General features: G+C 29.9%; 19 protein-coding genes and 1 pseudogene. 15 read left to right on the forward strand and 5 right to left on the reverse strand.

Going from position 1 to position 16,591, the window contains the following annotated elements; translation table 11 throughout:
* The first annotated feature begins 1 nt into the window (after window position 1).
* The 8 genes from BLS77_RS19585 (at window position 2) to BLS77_RS18635 (ending at window position 6,774) form a co-directional block, all read left to right on the forward strand.
* A complete protein-coding gene (locus BLS77_RS19585; RefSeq protein WP_423231041.1) occupies window positions 2-130 on the forward strand; it encodes an IS3 family transposase in 129 nt (42 codons plus the stop codon).
* 374 nt (window positions 131-504) lie between these two features.
* Window positions 505-1,026: an RNA polymerase sigma factor gene (locus BLS77_RS18605; protein WP_175490921.1), complete on the forward strand. Its 522-nt coding sequence runs from the start codon at window positions 505-507 to the stop codon at window positions 1,024-1,026.
* Window positions 1,019-2,044 (forward strand): DUF4179 domain-containing protein, encoded by a 1,026-nt coding sequence (locus tag BLS77_RS18610; RefSeq protein ID WP_089973553.1) that lies wholly within the window; start codon window positions 1,019-1,021, stop codon window positions 2,042-2,044. Before BLS77_RS18605 ends, BLS77_RS18610 begins: the two co-directional genes overlap by 8 nt.
* A gap of 118 nt (window positions 2,045-2,162) precedes the next feature.
* A complete protein-coding gene (locus tag BLS77_RS18615) occupies window positions 2,163-3,170 on the forward strand; it encodes a LacI family DNA-binding transcriptional regulator (protein WP_089973555.1) in 1,008 nt (335 codons plus the stop codon).
* Window positions 3,171-3,253: 83 nt separating this feature from the next.
* A complete protein-coding gene (locus BLS77_RS18620; protein ID WP_089973583.1) occupies window positions 3,254-4,069 on the forward strand; it encodes a purine-nucleoside phosphorylase in 816 nt (271 codons plus the stop codon).
* Between the two features lie 18 nt (window positions 4,070-4,087).
* Complete coding sequence (locus BLS77_RS18625) at window positions 4,088-4,543, forward strand: nucleoside deaminase (protein WP_089973557.1); 456 nt, start codon at window positions 4,088-4,090, stop codon at window positions 4,541-4,543.
* A 358-nt stretch (window positions 4,544-4,901) separates the two neighbouring features.
* Window positions 4,902-5,828: an ABC transporter ATP-binding protein gene (locus BLS77_RS18630; RefSeq protein WP_089973559.1), complete on the forward strand. Its 927-nt coding sequence runs from the start codon at window positions 4,902-4,904 to the stop codon at window positions 5,826-5,828.
* A gap of 1 nt (window position 5,829) precedes the next feature.
* On the forward strand, window positions 5,830-6,774 hold the full coding sequence (locus BLS77_RS18635; protein WP_242874031.1) for an ABC transporter permease: 945 nt from the start codon (window positions 5,830-5,832) through the stop codon (window positions 6,772-6,774).
* A 143-nt stretch (window positions 6,775-6,917) separates the two neighbouring features.
* On the opposite strand, the gene BLS77_RS18640 is transcribed toward BLS77_RS18635, so the two are convergent.
* Complete coding sequence (locus tag BLS77_RS18640; RefSeq protein ID WP_089973563.1) at window positions 6,918-7,298, reverse strand: 3'-5' exonuclease family protein; 381 nt, start codon at window positions 7,296-7,298, stop codon at window positions 6,918-6,920.
* A 187-nt stretch (window positions 7,299-7,485) separates the two neighbouring features.
* Here BLS77_RS18640 and BLS77_RS18645 point away from each other — a divergent pair, with 187 nt between their 5' ends.
* The 6 genes from BLS77_RS18645 (at window position 7,486) to tlp (ending at window position 13,639) form a co-directional block, all read left to right on the forward strand.
* Complete coding sequence (locus BLS77_RS18645) at window positions 7,486-7,743, forward strand: hypothetical protein (RefSeq protein WP_089973565.1); 258 nt, start codon at window positions 7,486-7,488, stop codon at window positions 7,741-7,743.
* A 149-nt stretch (window positions 7,744-7,892) separates the two neighbouring features.
* The gene (gene hpdB / locus BLS77_RS18650; protein WP_089973567.1) at window positions 7,893-10,610 is read left to right on the forward strand and encodes a 4-hydroxyphenylacetate decarboxylase large subunit; all 2,718 of its coding nucleotides are present in this window, start codon (window positions 7,893-7,895) and stop codon (window positions 10,608-10,610) included.
* A gap of 4 nt (window positions 10,611-10,614) precedes the next feature.
* Window positions 10,615-10,881: a 4-hydroxyphenylacetate decarboxylase small subunit gene (gene hpdC, locus BLS77_RS18655; RefSeq protein WP_089973571.1), complete on the forward strand. Its 267-nt coding sequence runs from the start codon at window positions 10,615-10,617 to the stop codon at window positions 10,879-10,881.
* A gap of 132 nt (window positions 10,882-11,013) precedes the next feature.
* Window positions 11,014-12,297, forward strand: coding sequence for an MFS transporter (locus tag BLS77_RS18660; RefSeq protein ID WP_089973573.1), 1,284 nt, complete (start codon window positions 11,014-11,016; stop codon window positions 12,295-12,297).
* A gap of 58 nt (window positions 12,298-12,355) precedes the next feature.
* Complete coding sequence (gene hpdA, locus BLS77_RS18665) at window positions 12,356-13,294, forward strand: 4-hydroxyphenylacetate decarboxylase activase (RefSeq protein WP_089973585.1); 939 nt, start codon at window positions 12,356-12,358, stop codon at window positions 13,292-13,294.
* Window positions 13,295-13,411: 117 nt separating this feature from the next.
* Window positions 13,412-13,639, forward strand: coding sequence for a small acid-soluble spore protein Tlp (gene tlp, locus BLS77_RS18670; protein ID WP_089973575.1), 228 nt, complete (start codon window positions 13,412-13,414; stop codon window positions 13,637-13,639).
* Window positions 13,640-13,778: 139 nt separating this feature from the next.
* Here tlp and BLS77_RS18675 read toward each other — a convergent pair whose 3' ends face one another.
* The 4 genes from BLS77_RS18675 to BLS77_RS18685 form a co-directional block, all read right to left on the reverse strand.
* A complete protein-coding gene (locus BLS77_RS18675; RefSeq protein ID WP_089973577.1) occupies window positions 13,779-14,219 on the reverse strand; it encodes a DUF5105 domain-containing protein in 441 nt (146 codons plus the stop codon).
* Window positions 14,220-14,639: 420 nt separating this feature from the next.
* A complete protein-coding gene (locus tag BLS77_RS18680; protein WP_089973579.1) occupies window positions 14,640-15,284 on the reverse strand; it encodes a glycosyltransferase in 645 nt (214 codons plus the stop codon).
* Between the two features lie 102 nt (window positions 15,285-15,386).
* A complete protein-coding gene (locus BLS77_RS19590; protein ID WP_139164876.1) occupies window positions 15,387-15,566 on the reverse strand; it encodes a multidrug efflux MFS transporter in 180 nt (59 codons plus the stop codon).
* Window positions 15,567-15,601: 35 nt separating this feature from the next.
* Window positions 15,602-16,009 carry an MFS transporter gene (locus BLS77_RS18685; protein WP_089973581.1) on the reverse strand — a complete coding sequence of 136 codons (408 nt, stop codon included), beginning with the start codon at window positions 16,007-16,009 and terminating at the stop codon, window positions 15,602-15,604.
* Between the two features lie 241 nt (window positions 16,010-16,250).
* Here BLS77_RS18685 and BLS77_RS18690 point away from each other — a divergent pair.
* Window positions 16,251-16,591, forward strand: a pseudogene (locus tag BLS77_RS18690) (hypothetical protein); the annotation flags it as partial.

Below are 16,591 nucleotides of genomic sequence, written 5' to 3' on the forward strand. Positions count from 1 at the left end.
ACTGAAACAAGAAACTGATAATTATATTGATTATTACAATAACAATAGATATCAATGGAATTTGGCCAAGCTATCACCAAATAAATACTACGAATATCTAGAAACCGGTGAATATCCGATTAAAATCTAGCTAAACTAATTTTATATATCAATATAATTTAAAGCACTGGTAAATACCTACAAACGGTATAATACCAGTGCTTTCTTGTCATACATCTTCCATGAAAAATATTCCAATTCATTTTTTAGGCGTTTTTTTCTAACTGTCCTTGACATAGGGACCACTTTACTAAAAACTTTATTGCAGTTTTTTGTTTAAGCCTGAGTTGCTATTTGTGAAACTAGGGAAGATGCAAATGCATAAATAAAATCATTTATGGTTGATGATTAGCAGGCACTTACTAACAAAGTTTTAGATTATAATAAAATAGTCATAGAAGTAAGAAATATGGAACAAATTACATTGGTACATAGTCTAGTATGTGTAAAGGGAGGGTGAGAATTATGAATGAAAGCGAGTTAATTAAAAAAGCTAAAAAAGGAAATAAGGTGGCATTTGTTGAATTATTAAAGCTTTATGAAAAGGACATATATTTATTTGCCAAACACATGTTAGTTAATGAAGAACTTATTAAAGATGCAGTACAGGAAACAATAATGACAGTTTATGAAAAAATAGACGATTTAAGAAATATAGATTCATTTAAGTTTTGGTTATTAAAGATTTTAGGTAATAAATGTAGGGACACATTAAAAAGACAAAGGAAAATTCTTTATTTAGATACTTATATAGAAAAAGTTCATATAGAAAATGGATATGAAGAAATAGAAATAAGACAGTGTTTAGAGGAATTATCAGAGGATTATAAGAAAGTTATTGTTTTATATTATTTTAATGATTTAAGTTATAAGGAGATAAGTGCACTCTTAAACATATCAGAAGGTACAGTTAAATCAAGGCTATCAAGGGCAAAAGAAAAGTTAAGTAAAATTATTGATAAAGAGGGGCGTGTTATTAATGGATGAAAAAAAATTAGAAGAAGCTTTAAATAATGAGAGAAATAGTGAGATAGATGAAGACTTTCATAGTTTTTTTGAGGATACAGTAAATTCGCTACCAGATAAAAAGAAGTTCAAAAAAAGAAAGTTTGCAAAAATAGCAGTAGCGGGTTTAGTAGCAATTGTTATATCATCAGGAGCAACAACATATGGAAGTGAGATATTAAAAAATATTTTCGGGGTAAAAGAAGTTTTAAATGATAAAAATACTGCTGATTTATATACAAAATATACTAAGGATGATGCTATTAATATAGAAATTGGAGAGTATAATGTAACTGTAAATAATATAGGATATGATGGAAGTTTTATAGTTTATGCTTATAGCGTAGAAAGAAAAGATGGTGGTGAGTTAGAAGGTAATGGATTTATGGGGATTACCGTTGGCTTAGATATAAAACAAAGTATACCTAAGGAGATAAAAGGTGGCTATAGTGGGTCAGATGTAGATACTAAAATAGAAGATAATAGGTTCTCAACGGTTGTTTGGAATGATGTAGGGAAATTAAAATTACCTGATATCATTAAGGGTGAATTAGTTGTTACGAATCACAACTCTTCAATAAAAAAAGAAGAGAAAGTTAAGATAGAGTTTGCGAAATCTAAGGATGCCATTGTAAATACAGTTATCTTAGATAAAGAAATAAAAGTGGATGAGGGAAGTATATATTTAGATAAAATAGTTTTTTCGCCTTTTGCAGCAACATTTCATTCAGAAAATAGAGGTGAATTTGGAAACCATAATAGAGAGGAAAAAGATCCATATTATTATGCCATATTTGATGAAACAGGAAAACAAATATGGATGGGAAATACTAGTAAGGATTGGAGTTATGATCCGGATACTGTTACTAAAATAACAAAAACTATATTACCACAAGAGTATATAGGTCATAGTAAATTTATAGTTAAGGTTTATGATAGTAGAACATCTAAAGAAATTGAAAATTCAGCTGTAACTATAGAAGTTCCTGAGGTTAAATAATAGCAATTTCGTGTCAGACAAGCTGACTATTTAAAAAAACTTGACTTTTAGCAATGAAACTTATACAATAAACTTGAAACCGGTTTCCAATATATAAAGAATTTGGTGAGAAAAGTTTATGAATATGAAAGATATCGCAAAATTAGCGGGTGTTTCCAAAGCTACAGTATCAAGAGTAATTAATAATTCACAAAATGTAAGTTCAGAATTAAAGGAAAAAGTAGAAAAAATATTGAAAGAAACAGGATATACGCCTAACTTATTGGCTCAAGAGTTAGTTACTAAGAGAACAAAAGTAATAGGTGTAATAATTCCTAGAATTGGTATTGATACTTTTTCAAATATAACTGAAGGTATTATTGATAAATTAAATGAATATGGATATAATGTTTTATTAGCTAATTCAAGAGAAAAAATAGATGAAGAATTGAAATATTTTGATATTTTCAAAAAGAAACATGTCGATGGAATTATTTTTTTTCCAACTAGCATTACAGAAGAACATATAAGGTTATTAGATGAAATTAACACACCTATTGTAATGATGGGACAAGAAAATAGCAAAATAGATGCTTCTTGTGTAATATATGATGATTTTAATGCAGCTAAGGAAATTGTTTCATATTTAATTAATCAAGGTCATGAAAAAATTGCATATATTGGATTGGAAGAAAATAAATCAGTAGTAGCCAGCTTACGAAAAAATGGATACCTATATGTATTGAAAGAGAATAAAATTGATATTAAAGAAGAATATATATCATCAGGAAATTTTGATGTATCTTCAGGATATAATGCAATGAAAAATATAATAAACAATTCTAAAGAAACTCCTACTGCTATATTTGCTGCAATAGATAGGTTAGCATTTGGTGCATTAAAATACTTAAGGGAATCTTCCTATGAAGTTCCAAATCAGATATCAGTTGTAGGAATAGACGATATGGATATGTCATCTGTATTTGAACCAACTCTAACTACTATACATTATGATTATTATGATTCTGGTAAAAATGCGGCAAGCTTAATATTAGAAAAAATTAATAATGACAAAATGAAAAATAGAAGTATAGTGATGGGATATAATTTAATAATTAGGAATAGTACAAAAAAAAATAAAATTTAGTAGTATAAATTTTATTTTTTTATATTATTGGAAACCGGTTTCTAAAGTTTTAAAAAAATCAGGAGGTAAGTAATATGAATAATATGTATGATAAAGTGGTAGAATCAAGAAACTATATACAAAGTAAAAATAATTCAATGCCTAAGATTGCAGTTATTTTAGGATCAGGACTAGGTGATTTAGTTGATGCAATAGAGGATAAACAATACATTGATTATAAAGATATACCTAATTTTCCTACGTCAACAGTTCAAGGACATGAAGGAAGATTGGTATTTGGAAAAATAAAAGGAATAGATGTTTTAGCAATGCAAGGAAGATTTCATTATTTTGAGGGATATACAATGAAGGAAGTTGCATATCCAATATTTGTAATGAAACAATTAGGAATTGAAAAACTTATAATAACTAATGCTTGTGGTGGTATAAATACAAGTTTTAATCCAGGAACATTAATGATTATTAATGATTTTATTAATTTAGTTTCAGATAATCCTTTGATTGGAATAAATGATGAAAGATTTGGCACAAGATTCCCTGATATGTCTGAACCTTTTAAGATTGAATTAATAGATAAAGCAAAAAAAGTAGCAAATGAAATAGGAATTGAGTATAAAGAAGGTGTTTATGCAGGCTTTATGGGGCCTTATTATGAAACAGCAGCAGAAATAAGATCGATTAGAAATCAAGGGGCAGATGCAGTTGGAATGTCAACAGTTCCTGAAACTATAGCTGCTAATTATTTAGGAATGGAGGTACTTGGAATAGCTTGTATTACAAATATGGCTACAGGAATACAAAAACAAAAACATTCACATAAGAATGTTGTAGACATAGCTCAAAAGGCATCTGTGGATTTTTGTAAATGGATAGCTAAAATAATTGAAAATATAGGTTAATAAAAGGTGGATTACATTATGATAAAAAACGATGAATATTTTATGAGGAAAGCTATAGAACTTGCTATGAAGTCAAGAAATGAAGGGAATGAACCTTTCGGAGCAATTTTAGTAAAAGATAATGAAATAGTAATGAGTGGAGAGAATCAAATTAATACTTTATGTGACCCTACTCATCATGCAGAAATTGGACTTATAAGAAAGTTTTGCGTAGAAAATAATATATTTAATTTAAAAGAATATACTTTATACACTAGCTGTGAGCCCTGTGTAATGTGCTCTGGTGCTATAGTGTGGGCAAATTTACATAAGTTGGTATATAGTGTATCACATGATCAGCTTGCGGAAATAGCTGGAAGTAATATTATGATATCTTGCAAGGAAGTTTTTGAAAAGAGTCCAAATAGACCTATAGTTGTTGAAAGTGAATTAAATGAAGAAGGATTAAAAGTTTTTGATGGATATAAATTTTAGAATATAGAAAGTATCTTCACTATCAGAAAACCCATGGGGGGCAACTAAACTGCCCTCATGGGTTTTTTAATTTTAAAATATAAGTAATGGTGAAAATAAAATTATTGAGATAAACCATAAATGAAGGATTATTGAGAAGCGACTCTTTTACAAATTGGAAAACTATGTTAAAATATAAACAGGTAAAAGAGAGTTGTAAGTATACAGAAAGCTTATAAATTTTGTGAGCAAGTTATTTTGAATAAATATAAAACATTAAGCGGTAATATATATTCTGTGATCGCCGAGAAATAGTAATAATAAATTTAAAGTTTAGAAAAGGTAAATTAATAGTAAAAAAACTATAAGGAGGTTCAATATGGAAGCGAAAGCTATAGTACAAATCAAGAATGTCACAAAGAAAATTGGTAAAAAGGTAATAATAGATGATCTTACTTTTGATGTGTTTTCAGGGGAGGTTTTTGGATTCCTCGGACCAAACGGAGCAGGTAAAACTACTACTATTAAAATGCTTTTAGGATTGATGTCTATTACTAAAGGCGAAATGTATATTGATGGATTCAATGTTGAGAAAGATTTTGAAAAGGCTGTTGCAAAAGTAGGAGGAATCATTGAAAACCCAGATTTATACAAATATTTAACGGGATATCAAAATCTTGTTCATTTTTGGAGAATGTACCCAGATTTAAAAAAGGGACGTATTGATGAGGTTATAAAAATTGTGGGTCTTGAAAAAAGGATACATGACAAAATAAAGACATATTCTCTAGGTATGCGTCAAAGACTAGGGGTTGCACAAGCATTACTTAATTCTCCAAAAGTATTGGTACTAGACGAACCTACCAATGGACTAGATCCTGCTGGTATTCATGAATTGCGTAATCATTTGAGGACTCTTGCAAAAGAAGAAAATATTGCAGTAGTTGTATCAAGTCATTTACTTTCAGAAATGGAACTTATGTGTGATAGAGTAGGAATAATACAAAATGGGAAATTGGTTAGAATTCAAGAGATGAAGGAAATGCTTGAGGATGACTCAGATTCAGTTATAGCTTTATCTGTTGAACCAATTGAAAAAGCAAAAGTATATTTAGAAAGTCTTAGTAGTGAATATAATTCGAAAATAAATAATAATGAAATTGAAATTATAGAAAATATAGAAAATGTTCCTGAGTTAGTTGAAAAGCTTGTGAACCAGGGAATTAAAATTTACGGAATTCGTAAGGTGCAACAAAGTTTAGAGGGCAAATTCTTGGAAATGACGGAGGGAAAAGAAATTGAATAAGATGATTAACTTAATTCGTAATGAAAATATGAAGCTTTCGCATAGTATTAGTACATGGATAATGATGGGGATATTGATCCTTAGCATAGTAGCAGCCGGGATTATATTAAAATTTGGAATAAATGAAGCACCTAAAAGTGATTGGAAACAAGATATAATAAGCGAAAATGAGTCTATTAAAGAACAATTAGCTAGTCAGGAAATACCTCAAATACAAAAGGACAGCTTTGAAAAGAGGTTGCAAACTAATGAATATCGCCTTAAAAATGATATTCAACCTATAGAAGATAAATCTTTATGGGGGTTTGTAGAGGGTGCAGTAGGTGCTCTAATAAGTTTAATTTCGCTTTTTGCCATTGTAATGGGCGGGGGAATAGTAGCAAATGAGTTTTCGGGGGGCACAATTAAACTATTATTAATTAGACCTTCAAAGCGTTGGAAAATATTAGTATCTAAATACATTTCCGTTATAATATATACTCTTTTAATGGTTTTGGTACTTTTAGTAGTGTCATTTTTACTAGGGGGGATATTGTTTAGCTTCAAAGGGACAGGTTTACCATTCCTTACAAATCTTAATGGGGAAATTAATGAAGTTAATATGATAGTGCATATTATACAAGTTTGTGGACTTAAGTGTATAAATTTAGTTATGATGGTTACTTTAGCCTTTATGATTTCTACAGTTTTCCGTAATAGTGCAATGGCTATAGGGACTGGAGTTTTTCTTTTAACAGTAGGGAACACCATAACAATGTTGCTTGGTAGATTTAATTGGTCAAAATATATTTTATTTGCAAATACAGATTTGACTAAATATAGTACTGGTGAGCCATTAGTTGAAGGAATGACCATAGAATTTTCAATTATTGTGCTTATAGTTTATTTTATAATTTTTAATGTTATTTCATATATTGGTTTTACAAAAAGAGATATAGTAGCGTAATGTTATAAATTAAAATTATAAGTGATGTGATTTAAGTAGATAGACGTGATTTGAAGCTAGGAATTGGCCAAAGACACAGTTTACTTTGCATATTACGACTATGAATTGAGGACTTACTTAATTGTAAGTCCTTAAATTTTATATTAAATTAGAAATTGATTAGTTTTCCCCATAATATAGGAAAGCTTTATTATAGACTTCTCATCATCAGTCATTTCTCTATTATACATTTTCTCAAACTGATTAAGTAGACCTTCAGTATCAACCTTCTTTTTAGGTGCAACAATTCTTTTAAAGTAACATTCTTTATTATAGGTTATGGGATCTATATCAGGAGAATAAAGCTTCTTAAATATTTCAGTTGTATAAAAGGCATCATTAAAAGCATTGTGAAAATCACATTGAATAGGTATATTTAAAAATTCCACTGCACTTCTCAAACCAATTGTTGTACCATTTGGAGTCTTAAACTGTTTTGAAGCAAGATTCAGTAGGTCCCCAAATACATAGTATAAATTGTTCAAATTTATGAGAAAACACCCAAAGTTTATAAACTTATTTTGGATTAAAAGATTATGTACATTTTCAGTGTGGATAATTGGGGGAGGAGTAGTAGGTTGATTTAGATGGGCTAAAACTTTAAGTCTGTTACTCCAAATTGTATTTCTTAGCTTTTGAAGAATAGCACATCATGAACAAAAGAAGGGAAAGATGTGGGGATTTACAGCTGAAAAACCAACTGATTTAGTTAGTTACACTACCGTATCTTGGAATTTTCTTTATACAACTTGGAATGCTTGTTTTGTTTTTGCAGAAAGTCCAAAAGGATTTGCTAGTACGTGTTGTATACTTATTGCAGCAGAATTATATCCCCACTTGCTAACAAAATTAGACTACCTTTATTATGTAAGTTTATTGTTAAAAACAATTTTACATAATAAAAGTGGTTTTTTATATTTTTCACAATAAAAAGTTAAAAATCAATAGGTGTACTAGAATAAATATTATAAAATTAACTATATATTATTTTTATAAGGATAAGAATAATAATGGTAAAAAACACATAAAATTATTAAAAAGCTATTATATTTAAATAAATTTAGAAAAGAGGGGTAGGAATGTCAACTAAGAAAAAGCTAATTGATATATTAGCAGAAAAAGGGCTTCCAATTAATTTTAAATCAGGAGGAGAAGGACCAGAAGAGATGGTTGATAGGGAGATAATTAAAAAGCCGACTAGGAGAGCAGAAAGATTAAGAGATATTTATTATTCTACTTTATCAACTGCTGATACTGAATTTCCATACTGGTACACAAGAAGATGGAATGAACTGGAAGGTGAAGTAACCGTTATCAGAAGGGCTGAGGCTTTAAAGTATGCCTTTTCTCATATTACACCTAATATAATTCCAGGTGAGAAATTGGTTATGCAAAAAACTAGTAATTACAGAGGTTCATTTGCAAATCCATGGTTATCAGAAGGATTCTTCGTTGCAAAAGAAGATGAATTATATAAAGAAGCTTTAGATAGAGGAAGTGCTAGTGCTGGAGAGTTAAGTAAATTTGGTTCTGGAGGTGGAAATGTAGTTGCCAGCTTTGGAAAGGTTATCTCAATTGCAGGTAAATTTGGTATGAGGCAAGAAGAGATACCTACATTGGTAAAACTTTCTAAAGAATGGGTAGGAAGATCAGTTGATGATTTAGGGCATAAGTATGAACAAATGGTGCCTGATTATGATATAAAAGAAAATGTTATGAAAAGCTTAATATGTATGTTTGATTCAGGGTTTACACTTCCTCAAGGAAGAGAGGTAGTGAATTATTATTTCCCTTTGCAGTATGGATTTGATGGAATTAAAAATATGGCTATTGAAAGAATTAAAGAAGTATCTGGAAATGCTGATGGTGATGGATTAATAGGAATGGATAGATTGTATTACTATGAAGCTATTAGAACTATAATAGAGGGTTTACAAGCTTGGATACTAAATTATGCAAAACATGCTGAAGAGTTAGGAAATATAACTCAAGATAATACTCAAAAGAGTGAATATGAAGAGATAGCGGAGTGTTTAAATTGGATTGCTTATAATAAGCCAAGAACATTTAGAGAAGCTCTACAATTGACTTATACCATTCATATTTCTGTGCTAAATGAGGATGCTATATCTGGATTATCAGTTGGTAGACTTGGACAAATTCTTTATCCTTGGTTTGAACAAGATATTGAGGCAGGCAGGACTACGGAAGAAGAAGTTCTTGAATTATTAGAACTTCATAGAGTTAAGTATACTTGTATAGACTGCTTTGCGTCTACAGGAGTAGTTGGTGGAGTTTTATCCGGAAATACATTTAATAATTTAACTATTGGCGGACTTAAAAAAGATGGAACACAAGCTTCTAATAGATTAGAAATGTTAATTGTTGAAGCGGGAATAACTTGTGCAACACCACAACCAACCTTATCATGTTTTTATGATGAAAAGTTACCAGAAGAGTTTTTATTAAAGTGTATAGAATGTGACAAGACAGGTACAGGATATCCAGCTTGGATGAATAATAGAGGAGCTATTGAATTCATGATGAATCAATATGGGTCAGAAGGAATGACAATAGAAGAGGCTAGAGCGGTTGCTATTGGGGGGTGCCTTGAAACTTCACCATGTAGTTGGTTACCGTTAGAATTAAATGGAAAGACTTATGAAGTTCCAGGAGGAAGTGGACAGCCTACATCTGTTGGAGTTCACTTTATTGCAAATCCAAAAGTATTAGAGTTAGTTCTAACAAATGGTATGGATCATAGAACTGGAATTCAAGTATATCTAGCACATAATAAGGATTTAGAAACTTATGAAGATTTATGGAAGCAATTTATAGAATATTATGAGCTAACTTGTGATGTATTAGCTAAAACTAATAATATACAGCATGATATTTGGAGAAAGAAAAATATGTCAATTTTAAATTCTTTCTTAAAACCTGATTGTTTAACTAAGGGGCATCATATTGGGCATATGGGTTATAGATTTAATGCAACATACAATATTGAAAGTTGTGGAACAATAAGCACTATAAACTCACTAGCTGCTTTAAAGAAATTAGTATATGATGATAAAAAGTATTCTTTAGAAGAAGTTAAGACGGCTATGATAGATAATTTTGGATTTAAATCAGCAGAGGAAATAGGAAGTTATTCATTGGCTGATCAAGAAAAGAAAAATAAAGACTCTAAATATGATAATTTATATGGAGATTGCTTATTAGCTCCTAAATATGGAAACGATGACAAGTATGTTGATGATATATTGCTTAAATATGAAAATTGGTTCTGTAATATGTGTCATAATTATGAATCACTATATGCAAAGAAGATGTATGCTTGTCAAATATCTGTATCAACCCATGGAGCACAGGGGGCAGCAACTTTGGCAACACCAGATGGAAGACTTAGTGGAACAACTTATGCAGATGGTTCTATGTCAGCTTATCCAGGAACAGATAAGAATGGTATATACGCATTATTTACATCTGCTACAGTATGGGATCATAGTATGTCACAAAATAGCCAAATGAATTTAAAAATTCATCCATCAGCTATAAAAGGCGTAGAGGGTTCTAAGAAACTCTTAGATTTAACTCGTTCATATATGAGAAAAGGTGGATATCATATTCAATACAATGTTGTTGATTCTAAAGTGTTAAAAAATGCGCAAGAAAACCCAGGGAATTATAGAGACTTGATGGTTCGTGTTGCAGGATTTACTCAATATTGGTGTGAAATCGGTAAACCAATACAAGATGAAGTTATTGCAAGAACAGAATATGAGGGGGTTTAATATAATGTGTAGAGAAAATATGAAACACAGCGATTGCTCAAATTTTTGTCCTATTGATGCTGCAAAGGGGATATGCAGATTAACAAATGAAATGATATTTATTGATACTGAACTTTGTAGCTCTTTCAATGAAATATCGAAATGTAAGAATTGCACAAATTTTTTAAATCCAGACAAGGATGGCATTGGAACTTGTGTTGGTTTTAAGAAGGAAACTTGGTCTCCGAGTGAATTAAAATCAATATTATGTGAGAGGTATGAACGTAAATAAAATATTGATTTCATATAAGATACTTGAAAAAAATAATAGACTAGAAAATTGGTCTATTATTTTTTGAAAGTGCCTAAATTGAAATTTTCATATTATATAAAATGAGACTTTCATATATGAGGGGGAATTGCAGTGGAGAATAAAATAGACTCAAAAAAAATAGGGAGAATGGTGGTATTAGCTTCAGGGCTTGCAGTCTTTTGTTTGTTTGGATTTAGGTCAAGTTTTTCAGTTCTTCAAGGGCCAATGGCAAAGGATTTAGGATGGAGTGCATCAAGTTTAACCTTAGGATATTCATTAATGATGACAGTTTATGCAATAACAGCATTTTTTAGTGGAATGATTATTGATAAGTATGGTACAAGGCCAGCTTATGCGATAGGTTCCGTATGTGCTGGGTTAGGATTTTTTATAACAAGTTTTGCACAGAGCTACTTAGGATATTTAATTCCATATGTTCTTTTTGCAGGAATTGGAACTGGTATGCTTTGGGTTTCATCAACAGTATCTGTCCGCAAATGGTATGTAGGAAAATCCTATGCATCTATGTGGGGGATAGCATTTATGGGGGCACCAATAGCGCAGGTATTATTAAGTCTTGGACTTAAACCAATTCTTTTAAATATGGATTGGAGGGTTGGGATGAGAGTCCTTTCACTTATAGTATTTGTAGCACTTGTAATTGCTGCAGTAATATCAAAGAAAAATCCTGAAAATTATGGATTAGAGGCATTTGGAATAGAAACAGTTAATGTTAGAAAAAGCAATAAGGAATGGACTGTTACTGGGGCATTTAAAACTCTTCCAATATGGGGAGCCGTATTAGCTTTTTTAGGAAGTATGATAGGAGAATTTTTAATTTGGACTCAAATAGTAAATTATTGGGTAATAGATTCGAAACTATCATTAGGTACAGCAACAAATCTTTATGTATGTATAGGAATAGCAGGGATATTCACTATGCCTTTACTTGGTAAGGTATCAGATAAGCTTGTTGGTAGGTTGAATAATGAAACTTTAGCAAGAAAGAATATGTTGATTTTAGCACCTGCCTTAGGGATAGTTGCATGTATTCTTTTAGTAACAACACAATCTAAGATTGTTGCCATAATTTCATGTATTATCTTTGCCTCTTATTGGGCTATAGAACCAGGTGGAGTTGCTGGGTATGCTGGATCATTATATGGAGGAAAAACATTTGGAAGGATATGGGGAATGGCGACTTTGATAGTAATGGGCATTGGTCCTGCATTAGGAAGCTTTACTGGTGCATATCTATTTGATAAATCAGGAAGTTATTTAAATTCAATATTATTTGCAATGGGTGCATTTATATTTTCGATAATATTTGCTATTGCATTGCCATTAAAGGTTAAGGAAGGAAAAAGTACTAGTGAAGTAAAAGTTAAAAGTTAATAAGTAATAAGAGTTAAGAGAAGAAATTTTTTTAACTCTTATGGCATATGGAGGGGATATTATGGAAGATAAAGGATTGGTTTTTGATATTCAAAGCTATTCAGTTCATGATGGTCCAGGCTGTAGAACTACATGTTTTTTTTCAGGATGTTTCTTAAAATGCGAATGGTGTGCTAATCCAGAGAGCTGGGATTGCAATCAAAAAGTAATGTTTGCTGAAGGAAAATGTAAGGTTAATCAAGGTTGCAGCAGATGTATTGATATCTGCTCAAATAATGGTATATATATAAAGGATAGAAAAATTGAAATGAACTGGAATATATGTGGTGATTGTAAGGACTTAAAATGTGTAGAATCATGTTATAATGAGGCATTAAAGAAATGTGGAAAATTATATTCTGTTGATGATTTATTACGTATATTAAATAGAGATAGACAGTTTTGGTCAAGAGATGGAGGCGTTACATTTAGTGGAGGTGAGCCTTTTTATCAAAAGGATTTTCTATTAAAAGTGCTAAAACGTTGTAAAGAAAGTTATATTCATACAGCTATTGAAACTACAGCTTTTCTAGAAACTGAGACCTTCTTAAAAGCAATGGAATATATAGATTTTGCATTTATAGATTTAAAACATATGGATAGGGAAAAGCACAAAGAGAAAACAGGAGTATATAATGATTTGATATTAAAAAATATAATTGCTTTAAAAGAAAGTAAGTGGAATGGAAGAGTTGTTCTTAGAACACCTATAATAGAAGATTATAATGACAATAGAGAAAATTTTGAACAAACAGCAGATTTTATGAACAGTATCGGATTATTTGAGATTAACATTCTTCCATTCCATAGAATGGGAGATTCTAAGTGGAATCAGCTTGGCAAGTCATATAAATATAAAGAGTATGAAGCAACTTCAGAGGAAAAGCTTGAAGAAATTCAAGAAATATTTTTAGATAAAAGAATAGCCTGTTACATTGGAAGTGAAACAAGTTTCTAAATGTATAAGCTAGGTTACTATTTTTAATTTCTTTTAGTATAATAACTGAAATTTTATCCATAATAAAAAAGAAGATCTTTAGATAAAAATTATATTAGGGAAAGGAGAGATAGACATATGAAAAATAAACCAGATGATAGAACAGATAATGTGGACAGAATTCAATATAATATTGATAAAACTATTCAAAACTGTCAGCTTGCAGATGAAATGATTGAAGAAACAGATGATAAAAAAATGAAACAGACATTAGAAGAAAAAAATAACAGAAGAGAATCAGCACTTAAAAATATGAAGGAAGAGATTAAAGAGGAAGCTATAGATAAGGAAAATGGATATAGATAAATAGAAATTTAATTGTATATAAATAAGAAGCATCACTAAAAAGTGGGGCTTCTTATTTTATAATACTGTAGAAAAATTAATCCTTGTTTGTTAAGTTTGCACAAAATTGTTTATACTATCTATTTATTTATTTATTTATTTATTTATTTGCTACTTTAGATAAATTACCTGTTATAGCATTTGTTAACTCGTCGCTAGATTCAATAACCCATTTATCTTTTTCTTTAGTTAATTTTAAATCTACCTCGGTTGTAGTTTTTGCTACATCAGGATCATTAATTCCATTTGTAATGTACTGAAAAGTCATTTTTTGAATTTCATCATCACTAGGTTTATTTGCACTAAAAGCTTGCGGAAGTAATATCGCCATTACTTGTTTCATTGAATCACTATATACTCTAAGCATATCTACAGAAGTGATTTTTACTTTAGTAGTAGCCTCATCTTTATTAACTGTAGTTGATAGAATCTCATAATCTATTTTTTTGAATAATGATTTAATAAGATTTTCTTGTTCAGTTGATTCAAATTTACCAGTAATAATATTACTATCAGTATCTGATTTAATATACTTGCTCATAGTTTCAAAATCACAAGATTTAGTAGATTCAAAGAAAGATTTAGTTGATTAATCTGGTTTAGGGCCACATCCAACCAAAGAAAGAATCAAGGTGAAAGATAAAATAGTTAATAAAAATTTACGCATTATTGTTCCCCCTAATTGTATTTAAATACCTATACCATTATACATTATAAATGTATATAGTTACCATGGGCTATATATAATTTATTTGGGAACATAATAATATTTATTCCACTAGGATATCTATGCTATAAATTAGTTGCTAAAGTATCAATATTATCAATAACAGAGATAAAAATAATAGACTCAGCAATGAATGATGATATACGCAAAAAAGAGTATTCAATTTAATTATTGAATACTCTTTTTATTAGTTGGTATTAAAAGTTATTTTTATAAACCATCCTAAATATTTAATTACTTAAATTTTTTAGGAAACTGTTTGATTATACCATCAGTAAGCATATCTGCGAACATAATCATATGGGCTTCACCTTTGTCATATGAGGAAATATCTGCTTTCCAATCTTTATTTAATCTAGATACAACCTGAGCTGTAACAAAGTCTAAATGTTTATGTAGCATATCTTTTAGAGCTTTATTTGAATAGTTAGGGTTAGCAGAACTTAAAAAATCAGCTATTTTATCAGCATTTTCATACCATAATTTATTATATTTTTCTAAATCATCTTTATTTCCATTTTTAGCCGCATCAGTAACTTGGCCAGCGATTCCGATATGTTCTCTCAATAGAGCAGCAAGTTTATTTCCAGCTTCTTCTCCGTAATAAGGTTTAATTGAATTTCCAATATCATCTTGATTTTTAAGAAGTCTTTCTAATACAGGTCCTTTATCTTCAAGTGAAGATAAATCACTTATAATAAAACTTCTAGTCCATGAAACATGATCTATCCAAAGTTGTCTCTCAGCCATCATTAAATTACAGGTGGATTTGTTATAGGATATATCTTCAGAAGCTATACGATCTAAGGCTTGAGCCTTAAATGGTATTAAAGTTAATAAAAATAATGGTATTAATAAAGTTTTTAAAAATTTCTTCATTGTTATACACTCCTTTTATAATTGAATTTCTATTTTAGTTTGTTCAACAGTATATATATATATACTGTAAATATATGTGTTATTTGAACAGTGGACATTCTTCTAGATAGCCTCTTTTTTAACATCACGTCTTAAAAATAGGGATAGTATAAAACCAATAGCAATTACTATAACTGCAACTGTCACGGAATAACTGAAGCCACTATATAGTGCTTGTAGATTAATTTCATCAGTAATTCCACTACTTATGTTATTTAAAAATTTGTTTTGACCTGCGGTCATAAGGCCTATAAATAGTGTGGATCCGATTGCTGAAGCTATCTGAATTGCTGTGTTTGTAATAGCAACTCTATCAGTTTGTTGTTCAATTGATAATTGACGTTTACTAAAGCAGTATTCATCATTATAGGTATTAGCATTCCTGTTCCTGTAGCTTGTATCATTCTTGAAATAAGCAAGGTAGTGAAAGAGGTAGTGAATACAGAAAATAATATTCCTGCTAAGAATAATATCATTGCGCTTAAAAATAGCGGTTTTGTATTGAAGCTATGAATAAGAAAAGCTGTAATTAGTATAAGAATAGCAACTATTAGCACATAGCCAGTAGCAAGCCATTGTATTGTAGTTGCAGTTACATGCATTTCTTCCATAAGGACAGGTAGTGCTACATTTAATATACTTTCGTTAAATAGGGATAAAAAGCCACCAAACAGCAATACAGCCATAGTAGACTTTATATTATATTCCTTTTTATGAACAATTCAGGATATCATATAAATTAATATTATTTAATAGCTAAATAATAACTTTAGAGTTACATTACTTGTAAAGTAATGTAACTCTAAAGTTATTAAAGTGAAAATATAATATGATATAATATTGAAAAAATATAAAAATTTGTTGAAAATATAAAATATAGCAGTTATAATAATGACGGTATTTCAAAATAAAGGGGGAAATTGAACAATGTGTAAAAATAGTGAAAAACCTAATAAGTTGACATTGCTATCTATTATATTGATAGTAATGCTTACTTTTAACATTATGCCAATAACTGCAAAGGCAGAAACTTTAAATAATGTTTCAAGTAATAATCAAAGTAGCACTGTGAAAATAGGGGATTCTTTAGTAACTCCAGAAAAAGGATGGAAGAGGTTTGAAAATGCAAATTCCAATATAAAATATGTTGGAGCATTTGTTGCAGGTGGAGAGATAACATATAGTACACTTCCATTAAGTGTAGCAGGAGAAACAAAAGTAGAATTTAAATTTTCAGGAACAAAATTAAGATTAATAGGAGCAAAAAG

Origin of the sequence: Clostridium gasigenes (assembly GCF_900104115.1) — a bacterium.
Lineage (GTDB): Bacteria > Bacillota > Clostridia > Clostridiales > Clostridiaceae > Clostridium > Clostridium gasigenes.